This is a genomic window from Achromobacter sp. GD03932, assembly GCF_029839485.1.
In the GTDB taxonomy this organism is placed as follows: Bacteria; Pseudomonadota; Gammaproteobacteria; order Burkholderiales; family Burkholderiaceae_B; genus Achromobacter; species Achromobacter bronchisepticus_A.
Genome location: NZ_JAOCAT010000004.1, coordinates 196,674 through 219,841 on the forward strand (window position 1 = coordinate 196,674; position 23,168 = coordinate 219,841).

Annotated in this window: 21 protein-coding genes; 11 read left to right on the forward strand and 10 right to left on the reverse strand. The window is 66.6% G+C overall.

Annotated elements, in window-relative coordinates; genetic code table 11:
- Window positions 1-170 precede the first annotated feature (170 nt).
- The 4 genes from N5C88_RS05665 to N5C88_RS05680 are packed head-to-tail and all read left to right on the forward strand — an operon-like array spanning window position 171 to window position 3,651.
- The gene (locus N5C88_RS05665) at window positions 171-485 is read left to right on the forward strand and encodes a non-heme iron oxygenase ferredoxin subunit (protein WP_054459045.1); all 315 of its coding nucleotides are present in this window, start codon (window positions 171-173) and stop codon (window positions 483-485) included.
- A gap of 2 nt (window positions 486-487) precedes the next feature.
- Window positions 488-1,786, forward strand: a complete 1,299-nt coding sequence (locus N5C88_RS05670) for an FAD-dependent oxidoreductase (protein ID WP_280014933.1) — start codon at window positions 488-490, stop codon at window positions 1,784-1,786.
- 39 nt (window positions 1,787-1,825) lie between these two features.
- On the forward strand, window positions 1,826-3,115 hold the full coding sequence (locus tag N5C88_RS05675) for an aromatic ring-hydroxylating dioxygenase subunit alpha (RefSeq protein ID WP_059378452.1): 1,290 nt from the start codon (window positions 1,826-1,828) through the stop codon (window positions 3,113-3,115).
- A gap of 17 nt (window positions 3,116-3,132) precedes the next feature.
- Entirely contained in the window at window positions 3,133-3,651 is a 519-nt protein-coding gene (locus tag N5C88_RS05680) for an aromatic-ring-hydroxylating dioxygenase subunit beta (RefSeq protein ID WP_059378451.1), read from the forward strand.
- A 73-nt stretch (window positions 3,652-3,724) separates the two neighbouring features.
- Here N5C88_RS05680 and N5C88_RS05685 read toward each other — a convergent pair whose 3' ends face one another.
- From N5C88_RS05685 to N5C88_RS05705, 5 genes are all read right to left on the reverse strand, one after another.
- Window positions 3,725-4,345 (reverse strand): N-carbamoylsarcosine amidohydrolase, encoded by a 621-nt coding sequence (locus N5C88_RS05685; protein ID WP_251880699.1) that lies wholly within the window; start codon window positions 4,343-4,345, stop codon window positions 3,725-3,727.
- A gap of 30 nt (window positions 4,346-4,375) precedes the next feature.
- Window positions 4,376-5,425 (reverse strand): hypothetical protein, encoded by a 1,050-nt coding sequence (locus tag N5C88_RS05690; RefSeq protein ID WP_059378448.1) that lies wholly within the window; start codon window positions 5,423-5,425, stop codon window positions 4,376-4,378.
- A 30-nt stretch (window positions 5,426-5,455) separates the two neighbouring features.
- Window positions 5,456-6,280, reverse strand: coding sequence for an alpha/beta hydrolase (locus tag N5C88_RS05695; RefSeq protein ID WP_280014935.1), 825 nt, complete (start codon window positions 6,278-6,280; stop codon window positions 5,456-5,458).
- A 20-nt stretch (window positions 6,281-6,300) separates the two neighbouring features.
- Window positions 6,301-7,263, reverse strand: a complete 963-nt coding sequence (locus tag N5C88_RS05700) for an amidohydrolase family protein (protein ID WP_059378445.1) — start codon at window positions 7,261-7,263, stop codon at window positions 6,301-6,303.
- 248 nt (window positions 7,264-7,511) lie between these two features.
- The gene (locus N5C88_RS05705; protein ID WP_280014936.1) at window positions 7,512-8,138 is read right to left on the reverse strand and encodes a nucleotidyltransferase family protein; all 627 of its coding nucleotides are present in this window, start codon (window positions 8,136-8,138) and stop codon (window positions 7,512-7,514) included.
- 61 nt (window positions 8,139-8,199) lie between these two features.
- Between N5C88_RS05705 and N5C88_RS05710 the strand changes: the two genes are divergently transcribed.
- Window positions 8,200-9,189 carry an XdhC family protein gene (locus tag N5C88_RS05710; protein ID WP_280014937.1) on the forward strand — a complete coding sequence of 330 codons (990 nt, stop codon included), beginning with the start codon at window positions 8,200-8,202 and terminating at the stop codon, window positions 9,187-9,189.
- Window positions 9,190-9,207: 18 nt separating this feature from the next.
- Here the strand turns inward: N5C88_RS05710 and N5C88_RS05715 are convergent, their stop codons facing one another.
- Complete coding sequence (locus tag N5C88_RS05715; protein WP_059378442.1) at window positions 9,208-9,741, reverse strand: MarR family transcriptional regulator; 534 nt, start codon at window positions 9,739-9,741, stop codon at window positions 9,208-9,210.
- A gap of 132 nt (window positions 9,742-9,873) precedes the next feature.
- Entirely contained in the window at window positions 9,874-10,782 is a 909-nt protein-coding gene (locus N5C88_RS05720; protein WP_280014938.1) for a LysR family transcriptional regulator, read from the reverse strand.
- A 122-nt stretch (window positions 10,783-10,904) separates the two neighbouring features.
- Here N5C88_RS05720 and N5C88_RS05725 point away from each other — a divergent pair, with 122 nt between their 5' ends.
- Both N5C88_RS05725 and N5C88_RS05730 read left to right on the forward strand, forming a co-directional pair.
- Complete coding sequence (locus tag N5C88_RS05725) at window positions 10,905-11,867, forward strand: 3-hydroxyacyl-CoA dehydrogenase NAD-binding domain-containing protein (protein ID WP_280014939.1); 963 nt, start codon at window positions 10,905-10,907, stop codon at window positions 11,865-11,867.
- Window positions 11,864-12,718, forward strand: a complete 855-nt coding sequence (locus N5C88_RS05730; protein WP_280014940.1) for a 3-keto-5-aminohexanoate cleavage protein — start codon at window positions 11,864-11,866, stop codon at window positions 12,716-12,718. The genes N5C88_RS05725 and N5C88_RS05730 overlap by 4 nt, the downstream gene beginning before the upstream one ends.
- A 16-nt stretch (window positions 12,719-12,734) precedes the next feature.
- Here the strand turns inward: N5C88_RS05730 and N5C88_RS05735 are convergent, their stop codons facing one another.
- Together N5C88_RS05735 and N5C88_RS05740 are read right to left on the reverse strand one after the other, a co-directional pair.
- Window positions 12,735-13,259, reverse strand: coding sequence for a preprotein translocase subunit SecD (locus tag N5C88_RS05735; protein WP_280014941.1), 525 nt, complete (start codon window positions 13,257-13,259; stop codon window positions 12,735-12,737).
- A gap of 70 nt (window positions 13,260-13,329) precedes the next feature.
- Window positions 13,330-18,168 (reverse strand): YadA-like family protein, encoded by a 4,839-nt coding sequence (locus tag N5C88_RS05740; RefSeq protein ID WP_280014942.1) that lies wholly within the window; start codon window positions 18,166-18,168, stop codon window positions 13,330-13,332.
- An 868-nt stretch (window positions 18,169-19,036) separates the two neighbouring features.
- Between N5C88_RS05740 and N5C88_RS05745 the strand changes: the two genes are divergently transcribed.
- Window positions 19,037-19,945 carry a LysR family transcriptional regulator gene (locus N5C88_RS05745; protein WP_280014943.1) on the forward strand — a complete coding sequence of 303 codons (909 nt, stop codon included), beginning with the start codon at window positions 19,037-19,039 and terminating at the stop codon, window positions 19,943-19,945.
- Between the two features lie 38 nt (window positions 19,946-19,983).
- On the opposite strand, the gene N5C88_RS05750 is transcribed toward N5C88_RS05745, so the two are convergent.
- Entirely contained in the window at window positions 19,984-20,109 is a 126-nt protein-coding gene (locus tag N5C88_RS05750) for a hypothetical protein (RefSeq protein WP_280014944.1), read from the reverse strand.
- 70 nt (window positions 20,110-20,179) lie between these two features.
- On the opposite strand from N5C88_RS05750, the gene napE reads away from it, so the two are divergent.
- Genes napE through napA form a run of 3 tightly spaced genes read left to right on the forward strand, consistent with a single transcriptional unit; the run spans window position 20,180 to window position 23,158 of the window.
- On the forward strand, window positions 20,180-20,338 hold the full coding sequence (gene napE, locus N5C88_RS05755; protein ID WP_013393095.1) for a periplasmic nitrate reductase, NapE protein: 159 nt from the start codon (window positions 20,180-20,182) through the stop codon (window positions 20,336-20,338).
- 23 nt (window positions 20,339-20,361) lie between these two features.
- The gene (locus tag N5C88_RS05760) at window positions 20,362-20,679 is read left to right on the forward strand and encodes a chaperone NapD (protein WP_059379386.1); all 318 of its coding nucleotides are present in this window, start codon (window positions 20,362-20,364) and stop codon (window positions 20,677-20,679) included.
- A complete protein-coding gene (gene napA / locus N5C88_RS05765) occupies window positions 20,663-23,158 on the forward strand; it encodes a periplasmic nitrate reductase subunit alpha (RefSeq protein WP_059379385.1) in 2,496 nt (831 codons plus the stop codon). Before N5C88_RS05760 ends, napA begins: the two co-directional genes overlap by 17 nt.
- Window positions 23,159-23,168: the final 10 nt, after the last annotated feature.

The window sequence follows — 23,168 nt, forward strand, 5'->3', positions numbered from 1 at the left end:
TCCTTACATATAGCGGACGGCCGCGATTGCGGGCTGCGAACGCCGTGCATAATAGGCCCCCGCCGCCGCCCTTCGACCCGCCGCCTGTCGGGGAAATCCCTAGCTCCTGACTTGTTTTTTTAGGCAGTACACTGACGACAATTACTCAGCATACTGACGAGCGAGTTGATATGAACTGGATCCGCATTGCCTCCACCGACCAACTGACCGAAGACGACGAGGTGATCCCCGTCGCCGCCGGCGAAAAACAGCTTGCGCTGTATCGCATCGAAGGCGAGTTCCACGCCTCCGACAATGTCTGTACCCACGCCTACGCGCTGCTGTCCGACGGCTATCTGGAAGACGGCTGCATCGAATGTCCGCTGCACCAGGCCAAATTCGACATCCGCACCGGCCAGGCCATGTGCGCGCCCGCCACCACCGGCATCCGCATCTATCCGGTCAAGGTCGAAGGCCAGGACATCTATGCCAACCTGCAAGGCTGACCATGGCTGACGCAGATCCGATCCTCATCATCGGCGCCGGCCAGACCGGCGCGGTGGCGGCGGCCACGCTGCGCGGCCTGGGCCACGCTGGCCCCATCACGCTGATCGGCCAGGAAGCGCACGCGCCCTACGAGCGTCCGCCCCTGTCCAAGGACGTGCTGCAGAACCCCGGCGCGCACGGCCAGACCGCAGTGCACCCCCAAGACTTCTATGAACAGCAAGGCGTCACGCTGCTGACCGGCATCGAGGCCTTGCGGATCGACGCTGCCAAGCGCCTGGTCGAACTGGCCGACGGCCGCAGCCTCCCCTATAGCCGCTGCCTGCTCGCCACCGGCGGGCGCGCGCGCGAATTGCCCAGCCTGCCGCGCGGCACGCCGGGCGTGCATTACATCAGGACGCTGGACGATGCCGCGGCGCTGCGCGCCGGCCTTACGCCGCAGGCGCGCGTGGCCGTCATCGGCGGCGGCTTCCTGGGCCTGGAGGTGGCGTCCACCGCACGCGCCCTGGGCGCCGCAGTCGCCGTGCTGGAAAGCGCGCCCCGCCTGCTGGAACGCGTGCTGCCCGCGGCCCTGTCGGATTGGCTGGCCGAACGCGTCCGCCACGCCGGCGTGGACCTGCGCCTGGATGCGCGCATCGTCCGCACCGACTGGCAGCCCCATGCGGATACCGCTGTGCGGCATCAGGCGCGCTTCAACATTGGATTGCAGGACGCCTCCTTCATCGAGGCCGACGTCGTGGTCGTGGCCATCGGCCTGGTGCCCGACGTGTCGCTAGCCGCGCAGGCCGGCCTGGCGCTGGACCCCGCCAATGGCGGCATCGCGGTGGACGCCGCCTGCCGCAGCAGCGACCCTTATCTATATGCGGCCGGCGATTGCGCCAGCCAGCACCGGCGCCACCTGAACATGGCGCTGCGGCTGGAATCCTGGCAGAACGCCAACGAACAGGCGCGCGCGGCCGCGGCCGGCATGCTGGACCAGCCCGCGCCGGCCGAGCCCTATCCGTGGTTCTGGACCGACCAATACGGCTGCAACGTGCAGATGCTGGGCCTGCCCCAGCCGGACCTCGTCTATGCCTGCCGCGGCGTGCCCCAAGCGCAGGCCGAGGCGCCCAAGTTCATCTGGCTTGGCCACCGCGACGGCGTGCCGGTGCATGCCATCGCCATCAACGCCGGCGGCGACCTGCGCCAGCTGCGCGTGCTGTTCGAACAAGGCATCGCCATCGATCCCGAGCGCTACGCCGACGAAACCGTGGCGCTCAAGCCGCTGGTGAAAGCCTGCCAGCAGAACGCCGCCGCGTCCTGAACCCCACCAATACCGCCCCCGCATCGACAGGAGCTTTTCATGTATCAATCGCAAACCGTCATCGGCCTTACGATGGCGTCCAAGGACACTGCCCTGGCCGACTGTGTCTGGCCGGAAGACGCGCTGCACTACATCCCGGACTGGGTCTACACCAGCCGCGCCGTCTACGACCAGGAAGTGGAGAAGATCTTTCACGGCAAGACCTGGAACTACGTGGCCCTGGAAGCCGAGCTGCCGAACGCGGGCGACTACAAGCGGTCCTACGTCGGGCCGACCCCGGTGGTGGTGTCGCGCGCCGAAGATGGCTCGGTCAATGTGTTCGAGAACCGCTGCGCCCACCGCGGCGCGGAGTTCTGCCGCCACAGCCAGGGCAACGCCAAGGAATTCGTCTGCCCCTACCACCAGTGGTCCTACGACCTCAAGGGCAATCTGCAGGGCATCCCCTTCAAGCGCGGCGTGAACCGCGAAGGCGGCATGCCCAAGGACTTCAAGAACGAAGACCACGGCCTGCGCAAGCTGCGCGTCACCACGCGCAACGGCGTCATCTTCGCGTCCTACAGCGATGAGGTCGAACCCATCGAGGAATACCTGACGCCGGAGATCCTGGCCGATTTCGATACCGTCTTCCCGGGCAAGAAGCTCAAGATCCACGGCTACTACCGCAACGAGCTGCCGTGCAACTGGAAGATGTACCACGAGAACCTGAAGGATCCGTACCACGCGACGCTGCTGCATTCGTTCCTGGTGGTGTTCGGGCTGCTGGTGGCGGGCAACAAGTCCGCCATGCTGGTCGACCCGGTGCATGGCCGCCACGGCACCATGGCCTCGGCCAAGAGCGAGGACAAATACGCCAACGTCAGCGAAGAGAACAAGAAGGAAATGCGCTCCTTCCACGATGGCCTGCACCTGCAGGACGACCGCTTCCTGGAGTTCGTCAAGGAATTCGATTCGCCCTGGTCGGTCACCATGCAGACCGTCTGGCCCAACCTGATCGTGCAACGTGAAATGAACACGCTGGGCGTGCGCCAGATCGTGCCCAACGGACCCGACAGCATGATCATGCAATGGACCATGTTCGGCTACGAGGACGACACGCCCGAGATGGAGCGCCACCGTCTGCGCCAGGGCAACCTGATGGGGCCGGCGGGCTTCCTCGGCCTGGAGGACAACGAAGCCATGAAGTTCGTGCAGGAAGGCGTGCGCCGCGCCAGCACCGACGTCAACGTGCTGAAGCTGGAATCCGGCAAGCAAGGCACCTCCAACACGCTGATCTCGGAAGCCGCGATCCGCTCCATGTACAGCTATTACCGCAGCGTGATGGGCTTCTGAGGCAGGAACCAGGAAACATGAGAACCCGATTCGAATACTCCCCCCGCAAGATCGATCCCGCGCGCGCCATCGCGCTGCGACTGGAGATCGAGGAATTCCACGCCGACTACTGCGCCGCCCTGGACGCGGGCCAGGTCGAGGCCTGGCCGGACTTCTTCACCGAGGACGGCCTGTACCGCGTCACCGCGCGCGAGAACGCCGAACTGGGCCTGCCCGTCGGCCTGGTGTACTCCGAAGGCCGCGCCATGATGCATGACCGCGCCGTGGCCATTTCACGCACCCAGATGTTCGCCCCGCGCTACATGCTGCATCTGGTCAGCAACACCCGCGTCATCAGCGAATCCGCCAACGGCGAGATCGAGTCCCAGGCCGCGTTCATGCTGATGCAGACGCTGGTGGAAGGCCCCACCACGCTGCACCTGGCCGGCACCTACTACGACCGCTACACGCGGCAGGACGGCGTGCTCAAGCTGAAGGAACGGCAGGTGGTGTATGACACCACCATCCTGGCCAACGACCTGGTCTATCCCGTCTAGAACGCGGGAGACCAACACAAAAGGGTTGCGCCGGCGAGGCGCAACCCTTTTTTTTCCCGCACGCCGCGCCGGTTCAGGCCTGCGTGGCGCGCACGGCTTCGTCCCGCGTCAGCACGGTGGCGTACTTCTGCTGCATGTCGAAGAGGTTGGCGTCATGCGGGCCGATGGCGCGGTCGCCCACGCAATCCGACACCACCAGCGGCCGGAAGCCGTACTGCATGGCATCCACCACGCTGGCCCGCACGCAGCCGCTGGTGACCGCGCCCGCCACCAGCAGCGTCTGCACCCCTCGCTGCGACAGCCAGGCCGCCAGGCTGGTGCCGAAGAACGCCGAGGGCACCGTCTTGCGCACCACCAGCTCGCCGGCCGCGGGCGCAAGCAGCGGCACGATGGCGCTGTTGTGGTCCGCTTCCTTCAGCGTCAGCATGCCCGGCACCTTCAAGGTGAAGATGTTGTGGTCCGCGTCGTCATCGGCGAACACGATGCGGCTGTGCGCCACCGGCCAGCCCTGCTTGCGCGCATGCGCCAACAGGCCCACGGTCTGTTCGATGGCCTGTGGGATATTGCCGCCGCCAAACACCGCCGGATCGGCAAAGCCGTTGACCAGGTCCACGATCAGCAGGCCGTAGGGCGCCTTGGGCGCCATCGCCGTGCCGAAGCCCTGGCGCGCGTAGGCCGAGATATCGTCATTCATGTAGGGAACTCCTAGTACGGTGATTGCGTGCTAAGCCTGGGGGCCGGCGCCGTCCAGCACCTTGCCCTGGCGCACTACGTCTTCCCCGTCCAGCCGCACCGTGCAGGCGCGCAGGGGGATGTCGATGTGGCAGGTGGTGGTCCGGTTGCCGCCCGCTTCGTTGTTGGGGCCCAGCGAGAAAAGGAAGTTGCCCTCATAGGCCCGCGCGTCCATGCCTATGGTGGCTTCGCGGTCGTACAGGCCCAGCGTGGTCCAGTGCGCGCGCGGCTGCAGGCCCCAGCCTATGTGCGAAATCGCGTAGGCTTCCGGATCCTTGAACGAGGCCACGTACTCGCGCAGCAGTTCCGCATCCACGCCGCCGTCGATGCGCGTGGCGTAGCCGTTCTCTACGGTCAGCTCGATGGCCGAGCGCACGTAGAGCTTCTGCGGCAGCAGGATGTCGCCGACGTCGATCACGATCTTGCCGTTGGCGCCGCCTTCGTTCGGCCAGGTCAGCACAAAGCCGCTGGGCCAATGGTCCCAGCGCCCGGGTTCATCGACGAAGCCGTACTCGCTGATGGCCGGGAACTCGCCCAGCGGGCAGCGCAAGTCCGTACCCGCCTCCGATACCACGCTCATCTCGCGCGCCGCGCCGATGCGCGCGGCCGCCGCCTTGACCCGCGCGCGGTCGGCCTCGGTCGGCACCAGCCGCGCCAGCACTTCCGGCGGCTCCACCGCCAGCAGGATCTTGGTGCCGGTGGCCAGGATCTCGTGCTGTTCCGGGGAGAACAGCAGCGTCATCAGGTCCAGCACCAGGTCGCTTTCCTTCAGGGCCGCAATGGCGGCCTTGTTGCCGGTCAGCGGCGTGGTACCCAGGTAAGCCAGCGAGTCCCGGCTCAGCGCCCGCTCGCCATTGACGGGCGGCAGGTCCAGACGGTTCACGATGGCGCCCATGGCTTGCGTCGCGATCAGCGCCGTCGCCAGGGTTTGCGGATGGGTAGCCGCGCTGGTCAGCACCGTGACGGTCTGCCCCGCTTGCAGCTTGGACAGGGTCAATACCTGCTGCCAGGCCTTCACCATTTCGTAGTCGCTTATAGGCATGATGCCCTCCTTGCTTGACGGTCGCGCGCTTCAGCCGCGCGCCAGCGGCGCGCCCAGGAAATCGCCGAAGGCGGCATAGAAGCCTTCCTCGTTGTCCCACGGAATCATGTGGCCGGCGGCGGGCACGCGGTGATGTTGCGTGCCGGGAGCCAGGCGTTGGATCTCGGTCACGTCGGCGTCCAGCACCACGTCGCCCCGCTCCGCCGTGATCAGCAGGACCGGCACGTCCAGGAGCGGCAGGTCGGCGTGGATGTCATCGCTCTGGAAGGCCTCGAAGCTCTGGATGATGGCGCGCTCGTCGCAGGTGTGCAGCCATTCGGCGCGTAGCTGGCGCTGCTCCTCGGTCCAGGTCGGGCAGAACGCGCGCATGGCCTCGGCGTCCATGCCGTGGCGCGCCTGCGCCATGGAATCGACATACCAGGGCAGTTTGGCGGGATACGGCCGGCGGCCGGGACCGGACACCGGCGGGTCCACCAGGACCAGGCGGCTCAGTCCTGCCGGCTGGCCGCGCCCGGCGCGCACGCCGATGCGTCCGCCCATCGAATGGCCGACCACGCTGTAGCGCGCCAGGCCCAGCGCCTCTGCGAAGGCCAGCACGTCGGCGGCCTGCGCGTCCAGGCTGTAGTCCAGCGTGGCGCCGGCTGCGGACAGGCCGCGGCCGCGCACGTCCAGCACATAGGTGTCGAAAGCCGCGCCGAAGCGCTCGCCGACGAAACCCCAGGTGACCGCCGGGCTGGTGATGCCCGGCACGATGATGACTGGATCGCGCCCAGCGCCGCGTTCGCCGCCGTAGCGCAGGTAATGCTGGCGGATCCCATTGGCATGGACGTTGCCGCCATACAGGAAGTTGCTCATGTCAGTCTCCCGGGCTGGGCTCAGAGTTTGAACAGGCGTCGCGCGTTGCCGTTGCAGATCAGTTCGCGGGTCGCGTCGTCCATCGGCGTCTGCTCGATGAATTCCACGGCCAGCGCGGTCGACTCGTAGGGATAGTCCACCGAGAACATCACGGCCTCGCGGCCCATTTCGGCGATGGCGGCCATCAGCGTGGGAGGCGAACAGACCCCGGACGTGGTGATGAGGATGTTGCTGCCCAGGTATTCGGAAGGCGCGCGCGCCAGCTTGATGCCGTGCGAATAGACCGCGAAGCGGCTGTCGAAGCGCCAGCGCAGGAACGGCAGGCCTTCGCCCATGTGGCCAAGGATCAGCTTGACCGCGGGAAACCGGTCGAACACGCCGCCGAACAGCAGGCGCAACGCATGGGTGGCGGTTTCGACGCCCCAGCCCCAGCACGCGCCCACCAGCTCGGGGTGGCCCGAGTAGGCCTGCGGAATGACGTAGGGATCGGACGGGTGCAGGTAGACGGGCACGTCCAGCTCCTGCACCTTTTCCCAGAACGGGTCGTAGGCGCGGCCGTCGTAGTACACGCCATTGGTGTGGCCGTTGATCAGCGCGCCCTTGAAGCCCAGCTGCTTGACGCAGCGCTCCAGTTCGGCGGCGGCGACCAGCGGATCATGCATGGGCACGGTGGCGAAGGCGCCGTAGCGCGTCGGGTGGCGGGCCACCTGCTCGACCAGGAAGTCGTTGTTTTCCTTGGCGCGGCGCAGCGCGACGGCGGCGTCGGCTTCAGCCTGCACGCCCGGCCCGGTCTGCGACAGGATGACGTAGTCGATGCCGCCGCGGTCCATTTCGCCCAGCCGGACTTCGTCGAAATCCACCAGGCGCGCGGCCAGGTCGGCCAGCACGGCGGGATCGATGTGCTGCGCGAAGCTCTTCGAATAGTCCTTGAATCCGACCGCGGTGTAGTGCTCCTCAAACGCGATCTTGCGTACTTTGCTCATTCCCCTACTCCCAGTTTGATGGCGCGGACCCTGTCCTGCCACGGCGCGTCAGCATTGTTTATCAGTACACTGACTATTACATCGGAACAATCGGAATCGCGCGCAGCCGCTTTTCCATTGGGAAAAGTCCTGCGAGGGCTTCCAAATTTACGTCAGTATACTGACTTTATAGTCAGCGTACTGACAAATTAGGGAAATCCCGGAGCGCAAAAAAAGGCCGCCGCGGCGGCCTGGCCTACAGGCGGTGTTCAGCCGCCTTCGTCCAGGTCGGCAGGCGTGTCGACATCGCGCAACACCCCGGGATCTTCGGTGGGGACCCATTGCAGTCCGGGCTGTTTGAGCAGCCGCCGCGCGCCTTCGTCCCCGCTCAGCGCCGCCAGCTGCGGCAGCAATTCCGCGCGAAATCCCACCGGATGGCCGCGCTGCCCCTGGTACGCGGGCGCGGCCATCGGCGCATCGCGCAGCGCATCCAGCACGCTCTCCAGGCTTGCGCGGCGGATCCAGGGCATGTCGGCCAGCGCGACCAGCACTGCGGCAGGCGTGCCGGGCAGGCCCTGCAGATACTGCGCTGCCACGGCCAGGCTGGCCCCCATGCCCTCCTCCGCCCGGTCCGTCTCCAACACCACGCAGTCTTCCTCCCGCAACAATCCGGCCAGCGCGGCGCGGCCGGGCCGCACCACGGCGACGACCATGTCCACCGCCGCGCGCAGCGTCCGGGCGCTGGCCGCCGCCACGCACACGCCCTGCGGCAGCGGTGCCAGCAGCTTGTCGGCGCCCGGCCGCTGCGCGGCGTAGCGCGAGCCCTGCCCCGCCGCCAGCAGGATGCCGGCGCGCGCGGGGCCCGGGTAGGGATAGACACTAGAGACAGTCGCCATAATGATCAGTATAGTGAATATAAGCCGTGGCAGCGCCGCGGCCTTTCACTGTGAGAAGCCGATGAACGCTCTGGATCTGGACGTATTGCAACATGCGCGGGACTGGGTAGCCGCGGGCAGCCGCGTGCACCTGGTGACCGTGGTGCAGACCTGGGGCTCGGCCCCGCGCCAGGCGGGCGCCATGCTGGCCGTGCGCGAGGATGGCCGCATGGTCGGTTCGGTTTCCGGCGGCTGCATCGAAGACGACCTGATGCTGCGCGCTCGCGAAGGCACGCTCGAGGACGCCCCGGCGCGCCTGACCTACGGCGTCACCCGCGACGAGGCCGCACGCTTCGGCCTGCCTTGCGGCGGCACGCTGCGCCTGATCAGCGAACCGCTGCGCGACACCCAATGGCTGGACCTGGTGCTGCAAGCCATACGCGGCCATGGCCTGATCCAGCGCACGGTGGACCTGCAGGACGGCAGCAGCTCGGTGTCTCCCGCCGGCCCGGCCGACGGCCCGGATTTCGACGGCCGCATCTTCCGCAGCGTCTACGGTCCGCGCTGGCGGCTGCTCATCATCGGCGCCAACCAGACCGCGCAGGTGCTGGCCAACATCGCCGCCACGCTGGATTTCCACGTCACGGTCTGCGACCCGCGCGAGGAGTTCTACGGCGACTGGAATCTGTCCCAGGCAACCCTGCTCACCAGCATGCCCGACGACGCCGTGCTGGAAATCGGCACCGACGAACGCACCGCCATCGTGGCGGTCACCCACGATCCCAAGCTCGACGACATGGCCTTGCTGGAAGCGCTGAAATCGCCGGCCTTCTATGTAGGCGCGCTGGGTTCGCGCGCCAACCAGCAGAAGCGCCGCGAACGGCTGCGCTTGTTCGACCTCGACGACAGCCAGATCGCGCGCCTGCACGGCCCGGTGGGCCTGCGCATCGCCAGCAAGACGCCGGCCGAGATTGCGGTGGCGATCGCCGCCGAACTGATCTGGGTCCGTAATACGCTGGGCGACGGCGAGGCCGCCCGCAGCGCGCCCCAAACCAGCGCGCTGCCAGGCTGAAGCAGACAGGCCCCTGTCCTACATGGGCTTGAGCGTGGTGCGGCTGTACTGGTTATTGGCTTCCACCAGGGTGGAAAGCAGCTTCATGAAGATTTCCTGGTTGCGCGTGGACAGCGGCTCCAGCAGGCGCTGCTGGGCGCGGGCCATGCCCTCCTGCAAGATGCCCATGATGCGCAGGCCTTCCTGGGTGATGACGGCCTGGCGCGAGCGCTTGTCGTTGGGATTGATGCGCCGCTCCACCAGGCCGCGTTCCTGCAGGCGTTTGACCACATCCGCCGTGGTGGTGCGATCCAGGCCCAGCTCCATGCCGATGGCGGTCTGGTCCAGCCAGGGGCTGAGCGACAGCGCGGTCAGCACGCCATACTGCACCGGCGTCACGTTCTGCGTCTTGCACTCCTCGTAGAACATGGCGTAGTGGATCTGGTTCAGGCGCCGCACCAGATATCCAGGACGCGACCAAAGCACCTGCTTGGCCGGATCGAAGATCTTGGTGTCTGCCTTATGAGTTGCGACGCGCTTCTGGGACGTCGTCTTTTTCTGTACATCCGGCACGTTGAGGCAGCTCCAGTTTAGTTAGTGTACTGAGGATAATACCACCGCCTCCCGCCTGTCGAGCGGCACACTGCCGACGCTTGCGCGAAATCAAAACCGCACAGCGCGCAGCCGCGGAACCAGCCACCCGGCCTATCGCGCCTGCTGCGCCAGATATTCCTTCAACGTCTGCACCAGCGCCGCCGCGGCGGGCGACAGGCTGCGATTGCGCGCCGTAACCAGCCCGATCGAACGCTCGGCCACCGGTCCGATCAGGGGACGCTGCACGATGCCATTTTGCGCCACCGCCGCGGCAGCGATTTCGGGCAGCGCGGCGACGCCGAATCCGCATTCGACCATGGCGACGATGGTGGTCAGATGCTCGGCCTCGAAGGCAGGCGTGAAGCGTATCCGGTTCTGCAGGAAAGCCCATTCCGTGTACTGCCGCACACTGCTGGGCTGCACCATGGACACGTGCGCCGCATCCGCCGTATCGGCCCAGCGCAGCGGCCCGCGGGCATGCGCCAGCGGATGGGCTTCGGGGATCAAAAGCAGGAAACTGTCGGACATCAGCGGCACGTAGTGCAGATCCCCGTGCTGCGGGTCGGCCGCGGTCAGGGCGAAGTCGACCTCGCCCGCGCGCACCAGGTCGAAAGCCGGGCCCGACAAGGTGTCCCGCACCTTCAGGGCGACCAGCGGATGGGCCTGGCGATAGGCCATGAGCACCCGCGGCAGCAGGCGGGCGGCAATCGAGGGCAAGGCCGCCACCGATACCTGGCCCTGTTCCGCATTGACGATGCCGCTGACCGCGGCAATGGCGTCGCGGAAGGCCGCTTGCAGGGCGGCAGCCTGCTGCATGAAGACCTCGCCCGCGGCGGTGAGGCGGACGGTGCGCGTGGTGCGGTCGAACAGGCGCACGCCCAGCGCGTCTTCGATACGCTGGATCTGCGTGGACAGGGCCGACTGCGACAGGTGCAGCTGCGCCGCCGCCTGGCGGAAGTTGAGCGTGCGGCCCAGCACCAGCGTGGTATCGATATCGCGCATCGAAAGATTGATCTGCATGCCGGGCGCGGCCTCTCTATTGATCTAAATACAAGATCATTCTATCCAAAAAATCTGATTCATCAATCAAAGCGGGTTCTCTACACTCGCCTGCAGCGTAGTTTCAGATGAAGGAGCAAACCATGCAGACGGACGCGATCGCGCTGCCCAATCCGGGCGCGGCGCATGCGGTGGTGGTGGGCGGCGGCACCATGGGAGCCGACGTGGCCGTGGTATTGACCCGCGCGGCCTGCCGCACGACGGTGATCGAATCGAATGCCGGGCGCGCGGCGGGCGTGCCCACCCACGTCGCGGAAAACCTCAAGACCATAGGCCGGGAAGCGAACGCCGCCCTGCTGTCCACCGCCGCCAGCCTGGACGAGGTGGACTGGTCCGGCGTGGACCTGGTCATCGAGTGCATCCCCGAACGCCTGGACATCAAGCAGGCGCTGTTCGCGGACCTGGCGCAACGCGCCCGGCCCGACGCCATCCTGGCCAGCAACAGTTCCAGCTTCCCGATCAGCGCCATCAGCCAGGGCCTGGATACCCGTGGCCGCATGCTGGGCCTGCACTTCTTCATGCCCGCGCATCTGGTGCCGCTGGTGGAAGTGGTGCTGGGCGAAGCCAGCGACAACGCCTGCGCCGACACGCTGATCGAATTCATGCGGCGCTGCGGCAGCGTGCCGGTGAAGGTGCGCCAGGACCTGCCGGGCTTCCTGGCCAACCGCCTGCAGCACGCGCTGTCGCGCGAAGCCTTCGACCTGATCGACCGCGGCATCGCCTCGCCGGAAGACGTGGACGCGGCGGTGCGTTTCGGCTTCGGTTTCCGCTTTCTGGCGGCCGGCCCCGTGATGCAGCGCGACCATGCCGGCATCGACGTGCATGCCGCGGCCGGCGCCACCATGTACCCCACGTTCTGCAACGCCAGCGAACCGGCGCGCTGCCTGACCGAACGCGCCCAGGACGGCCGCCACGGCATGAAGACGGGCGAGGGCTTCTACGCCTGGACGCCCGAAACCATCAGTGCCGAACGCGCGCGCTACGACCGCCTGTTGCGCGCGGGCCTGGACCTGATTGCCCCCGAACTGCCGGAGATCAAGCCGTGAGCAACACCCCCCTGCCCCGCGCCGCGCTGGCCGACTCGCCCGTCATCATCACCGTGGCGCCCAATGGCGCCTACAAGAAGGCCGCCGACCATCCGGCCGTGCCTCTTACCGCCGAGGCGCTGGCGCGCGAAGCGCGCGCCTGCCTGGACGCCGGCGCCGCCATGATGCACATGCACGTGCGCAAACCCGACGGCAGCCACCTGCTGGACGCCCAGGCCTACCGCGACGCCCTGGCCGCGGTGCACGGCGCCGTGGGCGACGAACTGCTGGTGCAGGTGACCAGCGAGGCCGCCGGCGTCTACAAGGCGGCAGAGCAGATCGCCCTGGTGCGCGAGCTGCAACCCGAGGCCGTGTCCATCGGACTGCGCGAGATCGCCGTGCCGGATATCCCGGAAAGCGAGCTTGCGGCTTTCCTGGCCTGGATCGCCGAACGCCGCATCATGACGCAGATCATCTTGTACGACGAAGGCGACGTGCGCCGCTGGCTGTCGCTGCGCGCGCGCGGCCTGGTGCCGCCGGGAGCGTGGTCGGTGCTGTTCGTGCTGGGCCGCTACAGCGCGGGCCAGACCTCTTCGGCCTATGACCTGCTGCCCTTCCTGGCCGCGTACGACCAGTCCCTGCCCTGGGCAGTATGCGCCTTCGGCCCCGAGGAGAACGCCTGCGTCACCACCGCCGCCGCGTTCGGCGGCCACATGCGCGTGGGCTTCGAAAACAACTTGAAGCTGCGCGACGGCAGCACCGCGCCGGGCAATTCGGCGCTGGTGCTGCAGGCCGCGCAAGGCGCGCAGGCGCTGGGCCGCCCGCTGGCCACGGCCGCCGACGCGCGCCGCATCTATGGGGCGATCGGCTGACGCGGCCTGGGTGGCGCTACTGCGCCGCCCCTTCTATCGCCTGCGCAACGTTGATTGCCTGTTCCTCCGAGTTCATCGTCAGGTTCAGGATGCCCTCCTCCATGGGGCCTGCGATGCGCGGCACGCCCACCAGCCTGCCGTCTATGGTGAAGACCAGCCACTTTCCCGGGTACTGGCGGCCGATCTGCGCCAGCTTCTGCGCACCCGGCGGCGTGAACCGCAGGCTGACGAAAGGCTGTCCTTCCCGGGTCTTCATGGGCGTGGCGGCATTCAGATCCGCCCGGGTAAGCGCGGGCGCCAGCAGGAAGTAGTAGGTCTTGTCGGACATGCGCAGCTCGCGCAGATCGGCGCCCGGCCGGTCCTGGGCCAGGCGGAACTCGACCGCCGGCGTGGCAGTCCGCGCCTGCGCCGCGGTGTCTTGCGGTGCAGGCTGGATGGCAGGGGTCGCGGCATTCGCGCCCTTCTGAGGCGCCATGGGCTGGCAAGCCGCCAGCAATGCGCTCGATGCAATCAAAGCCGGAAGAATGATGCGACGTGTCATGGCTGTATACCTCTCATGAATCATTGAGGCCGCGCGGCAGGCCGCGAGCCTGCGTTCGTGCGGCATGTATTCACCATTGATATCCCACTCCCACGCTCGCGCCGTAGTCACCGCGCGAACTGCTGCTGGCCAGGCCCTTCACCACCCATCTGCCGCTGTCGGACACCGTGGACAGCCCCATGGCGAAGCCGCTTTCCCCGCGCCACGTGCCGCCGCCCATGCTGAGCATGCTCCTGCCGGGCAGATAGGCCTGAGGCAGCGCCGACATCGCCATGGCGGAAGCGACGCCGGCGCTCAACCGGTTGTCCAGCCCTTGCACGTCCTTGCGCAAGCCCGCCACCTGGTTGCTCAAGCCGCTCGCGACTTCCCGCAACTGGTTCACGTTCACCGCATCGGTTCCGGCGGTGCCGCGGGCCACGTGCGTGATCTGGCGTTCGGCCCCGGCCGAGCCCACCGAAACCGTGTTGTCGCGGTCGGCGACAGACCCCACGCCCAGCGCCACGGCATTGCTGCCCGACGCCTTGCTGCCGTTGCCCAACGCGGTGGTTCCCGCGCCGGTCGCCTGCGCGCCATTGCCGATCGCGGTGCTGTTCTTGCCCGAGGCCACCGCGCCGGCACCGCCCGCCGCCGAATTGCTGCCGCTGGCCTTGGGCGGCTTGGCCGCCTTTTCCTCCTGGCTGGTCTGGAACATGCCGGCGGCGCCATTGCTGATGCTCGTCACATCGCCTTCGACATTGGCCACGCGCTCATCCAGCGCGGTGAGCTGGTCGCCGACCTGCAGCACATTGCCTGCCACATCCTGCAAGCGCTTGTCGGTATAGTCGTTGGCCTGCTTGAGCGCGCCGTCCAGCTGCCGCAGATTCACGCCGTCCGTGGCCTCGCGGCCATCGGCCAGATTGCTGAGCGTGCGCTCCGCCCCCGACGAGCCCACGGATACCGTGCCGACCGACTTGTTTTGCGTGTCCGAATACTTGCCGGCGTAGTTCTCCGCGCCCCTGTCCGCCACGGCGCCCGCGCCCAGCGCGACATCGCCGTCCTTGCCCGCTGCCGCGCCATTGCCCAAGGCAACCGAGTCGCCGCCATTGGCCGCCGCACCCGGTCCCATTGCAATACTCCCGACGCCGTTGGCCTGCGAGTCCGGCAGCATCGCCGACGCCCCGCCATTGGCATGGAAGTATTTGATCCCAGCGCCTCCCTTGGTGAAGTTATCGACCGTATCGCCGATCGACTTGACGTACTGATTGGTCTCGAACAGCTGCGCGCCATTGACCGCCTCCGTGCTGTCCGCCGATAGCGCGCCCCGCGCCACGTTCCTCAGCACCGAAGCTGCGCCGCCGGGGTTCAAGGTCACCATGGCGTAGTTGGTGGTGCCGTCCGCATTGAGGTCATATTTCACCCCTCCCGCTTCGAGCCCGCTCACATTCGAGGCCAGCGCCTTCAACTGGCTGACGTTCACAGCGTCGGAATCCACAGTACCCGCAGCCACCCCGTTGATTTGCCGATACATACCGGTATCGGCGTCACCCACGGACAACGCGGCCAAGGTGCTGCGCGTCGCGTTCACGGCCGCGCCATTGGCGCCCAGGGGCACATACCCTGCTGCCCCGGCCACCGCCTTGGCGACCGATCTCGCGCCCAGCGCTACGCCACCGCCCGCGACGACCTGGCTGCCCGCGCCCAAGGCGACTCCCTGGGCCGCGTCAGCCAAGGCTTGCGTTCCCATCGCGATGCCATCCGCCGACGTCGTGCGCGCCTGCTGTCCCAGGGCGATGCCGCCGGGCGCGCCCTGATCCACCACAGCCCGATCCCCGATCCCCAGACCGCGGTCGCCATTGACCACCGCCTGCGGTCCGACCGCGATCGACTCAATCCCCACCGCCAGGGAATCGGAAGCCGCCGAGTTGACATGGAAGTACTGAGTCCCCGTGGTCGTCAAGGAGCCGATCGCGCCAGTCAGTTGGCGCAAGGTCACCGCATCATGCTCGTCTGTACCGTCCGCCACGTTGGTAATCTGACGGTACGCGCCATCGTGGCCCACGGATACCGCGCCAAGCAAGGTGAGATCCGCCGTGTTGAACGGCACCAGGGCGCCGCCGCTGCCGACCGCAAGACTGCCCGTGGTCGGCGTCAACGCCCGGGCGGACACGGAACCGGAACCCAGCGCCACGCTCCCGTCCTGGCTCGCCTGGGCCTCACGGCCCAGCACCAGCGCGTTGCCGGCAGAGGCCCGCGCGTTGTAGCCCAGCGCCGTGCTGCCCACGCCCTGCGCGTAGGCGTCATCTTCCGCCAGCCCCGATTCGTTGGTCCGCGCATAGCGTAAGCCCAGCCCGTTGTCGGCCTTGTTGGTCAGGTTGGGGTTCCCCGTCAAGTGTGTGTACGTGTCGCCCATGGTCGTCAAGGTATCGCCATGGTCGGTCAGCCTGTCGCCCATGCGCTGCACGTCCAGGTTCGTTTCGTGCAGTTGCGAACCATTCACCGCATCGGTGCTGGTGGCCGACAACGTTCCCCGCGCCACGTTGGTGAGTTTGGTACCCCCTGTCATGCCGCCGTCCGGGGACGCGGATCCCGCCAGGGTGACAAGGCTCTTGGGATCACCTGCAATGCCGTCATAGGTCACCGCCCGGTCGCCCAGGCTGCCGACATTCTCGGCCACGGACTTGAGCTGGCTTACGTTCACCGCATCCGTATCGGAAGCGCCCGCGGCCAAGTGAGTGAGGCGGCGCTCCGCGCCCGTCGAGCCTATGCTCACCTCGCCCACGGGCGCAGCGCCCGCCACCGCCGCCGTACCCGACCGGTACGCCGCCGCGCCCAGCGTCGCGCCGTTGGCGACCGCGTTAGCGCCCAACGCCACGCTGCCGGCATGGCTCGCCTGGGCTTCGCGCCCAACTGCCAGCGCGTTGTCGGCCGTGGCCCGCGCGTTATAGCCCAGCGCCGTACTACCGAGGTTCTGCGCGTAGGCATCGCTGGGCGTCAACCCGCGTTCGTTGGTCCGCGCATAGCGGATGCCCAGGCCGTTGGCGTCGGTATACGTCCCGCTCGTATCGCCGGTCAGGTTCGCCAACGAGCCGCCAAGGCTGGTGAGCGTATCGCCCAGGGTCGTGACAGAGCCTCCGATGGTCGTGACCGTGTCGCCGAGGTTCGTCACCGTGTCGCCTATCGTCGCCACCCTGTCACCCACGCGCTGCACTTCCCGGTTTGTCTCATGCAGCTGCGAACCGTTCACCGCGTCGGTGCTGGTGGCCGACAGCGTCCCCCGCGCCAGGTTGGTGAGCTTGGTGCCGCCCGTCATGCCGCCGTCCGTGGATGCCGATCCCGCCAGCGTGATGAGGCTCTTGGGATCACCCGCGATGCCGTCATAGGTCACCGCCCGGTCGCCCAGGCTGCCGACATTCTCGGCCACGGACTTGAGCTGGCTTACGTTCACCGCGTCCGTATCGGACGCGCCTGCAGCCAGGTGAGTGATGCGGCGCTCTGCGCCCGTCGAGCCTATGCTCACTTCGCCCACGGGCGCAGCACCCGCCACCGCCGCCGTACCTGACCGATACGCCGCCGCGCCCAGCGTTGCGCCGTTGGCGACCGCGTTCGCGCCCAACGCCACGCTGCCGGCATGGCTTGCCTGGGCTTCGCGCCCAATTGCCAGCGCATTGTCGGCCGTGGCTCGCGCGTTATAGCCCAACGCCGTGCTGCCCGGGTTCTGCGCGTAGGCGTCGCTGGGCGTGAGTCCGCGTTCGTTGGTCCGCGCATAGCGGATGCCCAGACCGTTGGCGTCCGTGTACGTCGCACTCGTATCGCCGGTCAGGTTCGCCAACGAGCCGCCAAGGCTGGTGAGCGTATCGTTCAGGGTCGTGACGGTGCCTCCGATGGTCGTGACCGTGTCGCCGAGGTTCGTCACGGTGTCACCCAGGGTCGTCATCGTGTTACCCATCGTCGTCACGGTGTTACCCATGCTGGTCACCGTGTCGCCCATGGTCGTCACCCGGTCGCCCACGCGCTGCACGTCCTGGTTCGTCTCATGCAACTGCGCGCCGTTCACGGCATCGGTGCTGGTGGCCGATAACGCCCCCCGTGCGAGATTGGCCAGCCTGGTGCCGCCGGTCGCGCCGCCGTCCGTGGACGCGGAACCCGCCAATGTGATCAGGCTCTTGGGATCGCCCTCGTTGCCGTCATAGGTCACCGCCCGGTCGCCCAAGGCATTCACCGCCTGATTCGTGGCATGAAGCTGCGAGCCGTTGACGGCATCCGTGCTGAGAGCGCCGAGCCGCCCTGCCGCAACGTTCGTAATGGAGCGCTCCACACCCGTGCTGCCCACACTGACCGTGCTGGCGGGCGTCGCCCCGGCGAACGAGTAGGATCGCCCCGCGATTGCGGCGCCGGACGTGCCGACGGCTGCCGAGGTGGCCGATCCCGCCCCCAGCGCGACGTCGTCCGAGTTGGTTGCGACCGAATCGAACCCCAACGCCATGCTGCGCGCGGCCAGCGCGTTGGCATCGTTGCCAACAGCCAATGCCGCGGCGCCCGCAGCCGCCGAGCTATTGCCCAGCGCGACGGCCCCGGCTCCGGTAGCCCGATTGGCGTTGCCCAACACCACCGAGTTTTCACCGATCGCCGAACTACCGCGGCCGATGGCCACGGCCGAGAAATTCCCTGTGGCGCCATCCGCCACGCTGTCGATGCCGACGGCCACATCGCCATCGCGCCGTGCCTGCGCACGCGTGCCTATCGCAACGGAATCCGCCCCCATGGCACGCGACTCCCCTGCGATCGCGACGGCATTGAGACCCGAAGCCTGCGCCCCCGCCGCCGCGGTATTGGAGGAGTTATTGCCGCCGATGGCGACGCTGCCGACCGCCGTGGCGCGCGCCCATTGGCCAAGAGCGGTCGAGCCCAGGGCGAGGGCTCCCGCCTGCATGCCTACGGCTGTGCTGCGGATTGCCGCCGTAGCCGCAAACCCCAGGGCGGTCGCGGCATTGCCCGTCGCCGTCGCTTGAAAACCCAGGACCTGCACGCCTACAAAATTGCCGCCATCGGCATCGCATCCAATCACGTTGGACCACAGGCCGGATCCATCGCGCGGACCCTTACCCGCAGGATAGGCTATGCCGTCAGGTCCCGTCCCTTTGGGAGAAGCGCAACCATTCGGGTTGTACGTTGCTGCATGACCTTGCGGACTCGTTCCCACCAGGCTCGCCAGTACCGCAAGTCCCGCTGCAATATCGAGCCTCATGTTCAGCTTCGGGCGCTTCCGAACGGATTGCCCGCCTGCCCCCCTGTCTTCGTCCGCACTGATCCAAACGTTCCTGAGTATCTTGTTCATGAATGGGTGCTCCAGTTCAAAAACTCTAGGGAACTTCTCGTCTTCGCAGCCATTCCCTGCGGCGCTGACGGCACCGTGAACACGCTGCGGCGACTCACGCCACCCGGCTACGCAAGCGCTCTGGCCGAAGCCGGGCTCTCGCCAACTGCGCCACGCAAGCGGTCGATCTATTGATGGAGATGGAAAAGGAAATGCGTCGGAACTATCGCGGGACGCCTCGCTTGCCGGCGGAGGAGTCCCGCAGCGACTGCATCGGGTGATGCATTGAGACCAAGACTACGGCGCGCAATTGCAATCGCACATTGCACTTGGGCCTATGGGACGTATCGGCTTAGCCTGCCTATACCGGCAGGCCGCTAGCGGGTAACAGCGGGAACTGACATGCCCGCCGCTGCGCCCACTAAACAAATGGACCGCTCATCCGTCTGTGGATCGGGGCATGGGTTTCTTGAGGAGCGGTTCCGTGGATTTGCTGGCAGCGATACGCATCTTTCTCCGCGTGGTGGAACGCGGAACCATCTCGGGCGCGGCACGAGATCTCGATCTGAGCCAACCGTCAGTGAGCGAACGCATCGACAAGCTGGAGCGTTTCCTCAGTGCCCGCCTCTTGGTGCGCAGTTCGCGCAAACTGAGCTGCACCGCTGAAGGCCGGACGTTCTACGAACAGGGCAAGCAGTTGTTGGATGCGGCGGAAATGACGATAAATTCCGTATCATTGAGCAACCTTCAGATACAAGGAAGTTTGAGACTCGCCGTGCCGCAGTGCCTGGGCGAGATCGTGGTTCCCAAAGCCCTGATGAACGTGCGCACGGCCCACCCCGATCTGCACATCGATCTCATGCTGAACGACACCATCGCCGACCCGGTCACCGAAGGCCTCGACATTTCGCTGCGCCTGGGCCGTCTCAACGAAAACGGGGGCTACATTGCCTTTCCGCTTGGCTGGGTGGCCCGCAAGCTGGTAGCGGCGCCGTCTTACCTTGCGGCTCACGGCCCAATAGAAGCGCCGGCGGACCTGGCGTCCCATCCGTTCATCCGTTTGAAGGCTATTTTCGCGAACGATCAAGTGCCGCTGGCGCGCGAGAACGGCCCGGTGACCCAGACGCGCATCAAGACCGCCATGACCGTCAGCCACTGGCGCCCCATGTACGATCTGATCCTCGCTGGCGGCGGCATCGGCATCCTGCAGCATCCCGCGTGCGCCAAGGCATTGGCGCAAGGACGCCTCGTCGAACTGCTGGACGGCTATCGCGTGCCGCCGCTTCCGCTCAACGCGCTGCTTCCGCCCCTGCGTCCGATGCCGCAACGCGTGCGGGCGGTCCTGGAACTGCTGAAGCGGGACATTCCGGCGCTGCTCCAGCCCGCGGTTTGAACCGCGCGTCGGTCTCTGCGCCTTGGCGCGTCTTCGGGTCATCCATCTGCAGCCAGATCTTTCAATGACGGATTTTTTTCATCGCCAGCCTGACCGTTTTGCATCTTGCTATACAGCGCCGCGCGCACATTGTTACGCCGTGGTGCAACATTGACGCCTTTCAAAGCCATCTGCTAAAAGCTTCGATATCCGCACGTTAAACGCAATGCCCCAACTGTCGTAGTGAGGTGCTGTGTGCAAAACGAGTCCGATGGCTACACCAAGCCTCAGGAACTACGAAGTTTCCTGTTCCTGACGGCCGTCATGGCCCCCGTCCTGTCGGTCATCATCGTGGCAGGTTACGGTTTCCTCGTCTGGTTCTATCAGCTGATCGCCGGCCCCCCCGGTAGCTGATGCGACGCGACGGAACCCCTCCCATGTCCGCGCTCCCCCATTCCGCGCCGCCTGCGGCGCCGCCAGAGCTGCATATCGCCAGCATGGTGGTGCACGCCGCGCCGCGCCGCTTGCCCGACGTCCGCCTGGCGATTCTTGCGATCTCCGGAGCGGAAATCCATGGCGCTTCCGACACCGGAAAACTGGTGGTCACCCTGGAAGCCCCCTCCACCGACGACATGATGGCCCGGATCTCCGAGATCCAGCGCCTGGATGGCGTGCTGGCTTCGGCGCTGGTCTACCAGCACGCCGACTCGCTGGACGCGATGAACGAGGAGATTGACGATGGCAATGGCTCGTAGAGACTTCATCAAGCAATCCGCCGCCGCAGCAGCCGCCACCGTGGCCGGCATACCCATCGTCGGCTACACGCAGAACATCGTCACCGAATCCGAGGCCGCCAAGCTCAAGTGGTCCAAGGCGCCCTGTAGGTTCTGCGGGACCGGCTGCGGCGTGAACGTCGCCGTGAAGGACAACCAGGTCGTGGCCACGCACGGCGACTTCAACGCCGAGGTGAACAAGGGCCTGAACTGCGTCAAGGGCTATTTCCTGTCCAAGATCATGTACGGCAACGACCGGCTGACCACGCCGCTCCTGCGCATGAAGGACGGCAAGTACGCCAAGGACGGGGAATTTGCGCCGGTGTCCTGGGACCAGGCCTTCGACGTCATGGCCGAGCAATTCAAGCGAGTGCTGAAGGACAAGGGCCCCGAGGCCGTGGGCATGTTCGGCTCGGGGCAATGGACCATCTGGGAAGGCTACGCCGCGCTCAAGCTGATGAAGGCGGGCTTCCGGACCAACAACCTGGACCCGAACGCGCGCCACTGCATGGCCTCGGCGGCGGTGGGCTTCATGCGCACCTTCGGCGCCGACGAACCCATGGGCTGTTACGACGACATCGAGAACGCCGATGCCTTCGTGCTGTGGGGCTCCAACATGGCGGAGATGCACCCCATCCTGTGGACCCGCGTGACCGACCGCCGGCTGTCCGCCCCCAAGACCCGGGTGGTGGTGCTGTCCACCTTCGAGCACCGCTCCTACGAGCTGGCCGACATGGCGTTGACGTTCACGCCGCAGACGGACCTGGCGATCCTGAACTACATCGCCAACCATATCATCCAGACCAAGCGCGTGAACCGCGACTTCGTCGACAAACACACGACGTTCCGCGAAGGCAATACCGACATCGGCTATGGGCTGCGCCCCGACCATCCGCTGCAAAAAGCCGCCAAGAACGCCGGCGATGCCGGCGGCTCCAAGCCGATGACTTTCGACGAATTCGCCAAATTCGTCTCCAAGTACGATCTGGACTACACCGCCAAGCTGAGCGGCGTGCCCAAGAAGCAACTGGAGGAACTGGCCGAACTCTATGCCGACCCGAAAGTACGCGTGACCTCTTTCTGGACCATGGGCTTCAACCAGCATACGCGCGGCGTGTGGGCCAACAACATGGCCTACAACATCCATCTGCTGACCGGCAAGATCTCCACCCCGGGCAACAGCCCATTCTCGCTGACCGGCCAGCCCTCTGCCTGTGGCACCGCCCGGGAAGTGGGCACGTTCTCGCACCGTCTGCCGGCCGACCTGGTGGTGACCAATCCCAAGCACCGCGCGCACGCCGAGGAAATCTGGCAACTGCCCGACGGCACCATCCCCAGCAAGGTGGGCGCGCATGCCGTCCTGCAGAACCGCATGCTCAAGGATGGCCAGATCAACGCCTACTGGGTGATGGTCAACAACAATATGCAGGCCGCGGCCAACCTGATGAACGAAGGCCTGCCCGGCTACCGCAACCCCGAGAACTTCATCGTGGTCTCGGACGCCTACCCCACGGTCACGACGATATCGGCCGACCTGATCCTGCCCACCGCCATGTGGGTCGAAAAGGAAGGCGCCTACGGCAACGCGGAACGCCGCACCCAGTTCTGGCACCAGCTGGTCAACGCGCCGGGCGAGGCCCGCTCGGACCTGTGGCAGTTGATGGAGTTCTCCAAGCGCTTCAAGGTCGAGGAGGTCTGGCCCGCGGATCTGCTGGCCAAGAAGCCCGAGTACCGGGGCAAGACACTGTTCGACGTGCTGTTCGCCAACGGCAAGGTCAATCGTTACCCCAACACCGAGCGCGACAAGGACTACGCCAACCAGGAAGCCGAGGCTTTCGGCTTCTATGCGCAAAAGGGGTTGTTCGAGGAATACGCCGAATTCGGGCGCGGCCATGGGCATGACCTGGCGCCGTTCGATACTTACCATGAAGTGCGCGGCCTGCGCTGGCCCGTGGTCAAGGGCAAGGAAACGCTGTGGCGCTACCGCGAAGGCAGCGACCCCTACGTGAAGCCGGGCGCCGGCTTCGAGTTCTACGGCAACGCCGACGGCCGCGCGGTGATCTACGCCCTGCCCTATGAACCGCCCGCCGAATCGCCGGACAAGGAATACCCGTTCTGGCTGTCCACCGGACGCGTCCTGGAGCACTGGCATTCCGGGTCGATGACGCGGCGGGTGCCGGAGCTGTACCGCGCCTTTCCCAACGCGGTCTGTTTCATGCACCCCGACGACGCCCAGGAAATGGGCTTGCGGCGCGGCGTCGAGGTGGAGGTCGTGTCGCGGCGCGGCAAGATGCGCACGCGCCTGGAGACCCGCGGCCGCGACAAGCCGCCGCGCGGCCTGGTGTTCGTGCCTTGGTTCGACGCCGGCCAGCTGATCAACAAGGTCACGCTGGACGCCACCGATCCGATCTCGTTCCAGACCGACTTCAAGAAGTGCGCGGTCAAGATCGTCAAGGTCTGAAAGGCGAACC

Bases quoted from the DNA above. Each gene is read 5' to 3' on its own strand.
- N5C88_RS05665 (WP_054459045.1), top strand. From the start codon at position 171: ATGAACTGGATCCGCATTGCCTCCACCGACCAACTGACCGAAGACGAC.
- N5C88_RS05670 (WP_280014933.1), top strand. From the start codon at position 488: ATGGCTGACGCAGATCCGATCCTCATCATCGGCGCCGGCCAGACCGGC.
- N5C88_RS05675 (WP_059378452.1), top strand. From the start codon at position 1,826: ATGTATCAATCGCAAACCGTCATCGGCCTTACGATGGCGTCCAAGGAC.
- N5C88_RS05680 (WP_059378451.1), top strand. From the start codon at position 3,133: ATGAGAACCCGATTCGAATACTCCCCCCGCAAGATCGATCCCGCGCGC.
- N5C88_RS05685 (WP_251880699.1), bottom strand. From the start codon at position 4,345: ATGAATGACGATATCTCGGCCTACGCGCGCCAGGGCTTCGGCACGGCG.
- N5C88_RS05690 (WP_059378448.1), bottom strand. From the start codon at position 5,425: ATGCCTATAAGCGACTACGAAATGGTGAAGGCCTGGCAGCAGGTATTG.
- N5C88_RS05695 (WP_280014935.1), bottom strand. From the start codon at position 6,280: ATGAGCAACTTCCTGTATGGCGGCAACGTCCATGCCAATGGGATCCGC.
- N5C88_RS05700 (WP_059378445.1), bottom strand. From the start codon at position 7,263: ATGAGCAAAGTACGCAAGATCGCGTTTGAGGAGCACTACACCGCGGTC.
- N5C88_RS05705 (WP_280014936.1), bottom strand. From the start codon at position 8,138: ATGGCGACTGTCTCTAGTGTCTATCCCTACCCGGGCCCCGCGCGCGCC.
- N5C88_RS05710 (WP_280014937.1), top strand. From the start codon at position 8,200: ATGAACGCTCTGGATCTGGACGTATTGCAACATGCGCGGGACTGGGTA.
- N5C88_RS05720 (WP_280014938.1), bottom strand. From the start codon at position 10,782: ATGCAGATCAATCTTTCGATGCGCGATATCGATACCACGCTGGTGCTG.
- N5C88_RS05725 (WP_280014939.1), top strand. From the start codon at position 10,905: ATGCAGACGGACGCGATCGCGCTGCCCAATCCGGGCGCGGCGCATGCG.
- N5C88_RS05735 (WP_280014941.1), bottom strand. From the start codon at position 13,259: ATGACACGTCGCATCATTCTTCCGGCTTTGATTGCATCGAGCGCATTG.
- N5C88_RS05740 (WP_280014942.1), bottom strand. From the start codon at position 18,168: ATGCAGGCGGGAGCCCTCGCCCTGGGCTCGACCGCTCTTGGCCAATGG.
- N5C88_RS05760 (WP_059379386.1), top strand. From the start codon at position 20,362: ATGTCCGCGCTCCCCCATTCCGCGCCGCCTGCGGCGCCGCCAGAGCTG.
- napA (WP_059379385.1), top strand. From the start codon at position 20,663: ATGGCAATGGCTCGTAGAGACTTCATCAAGCAATCCGCCGCCGCAGCA.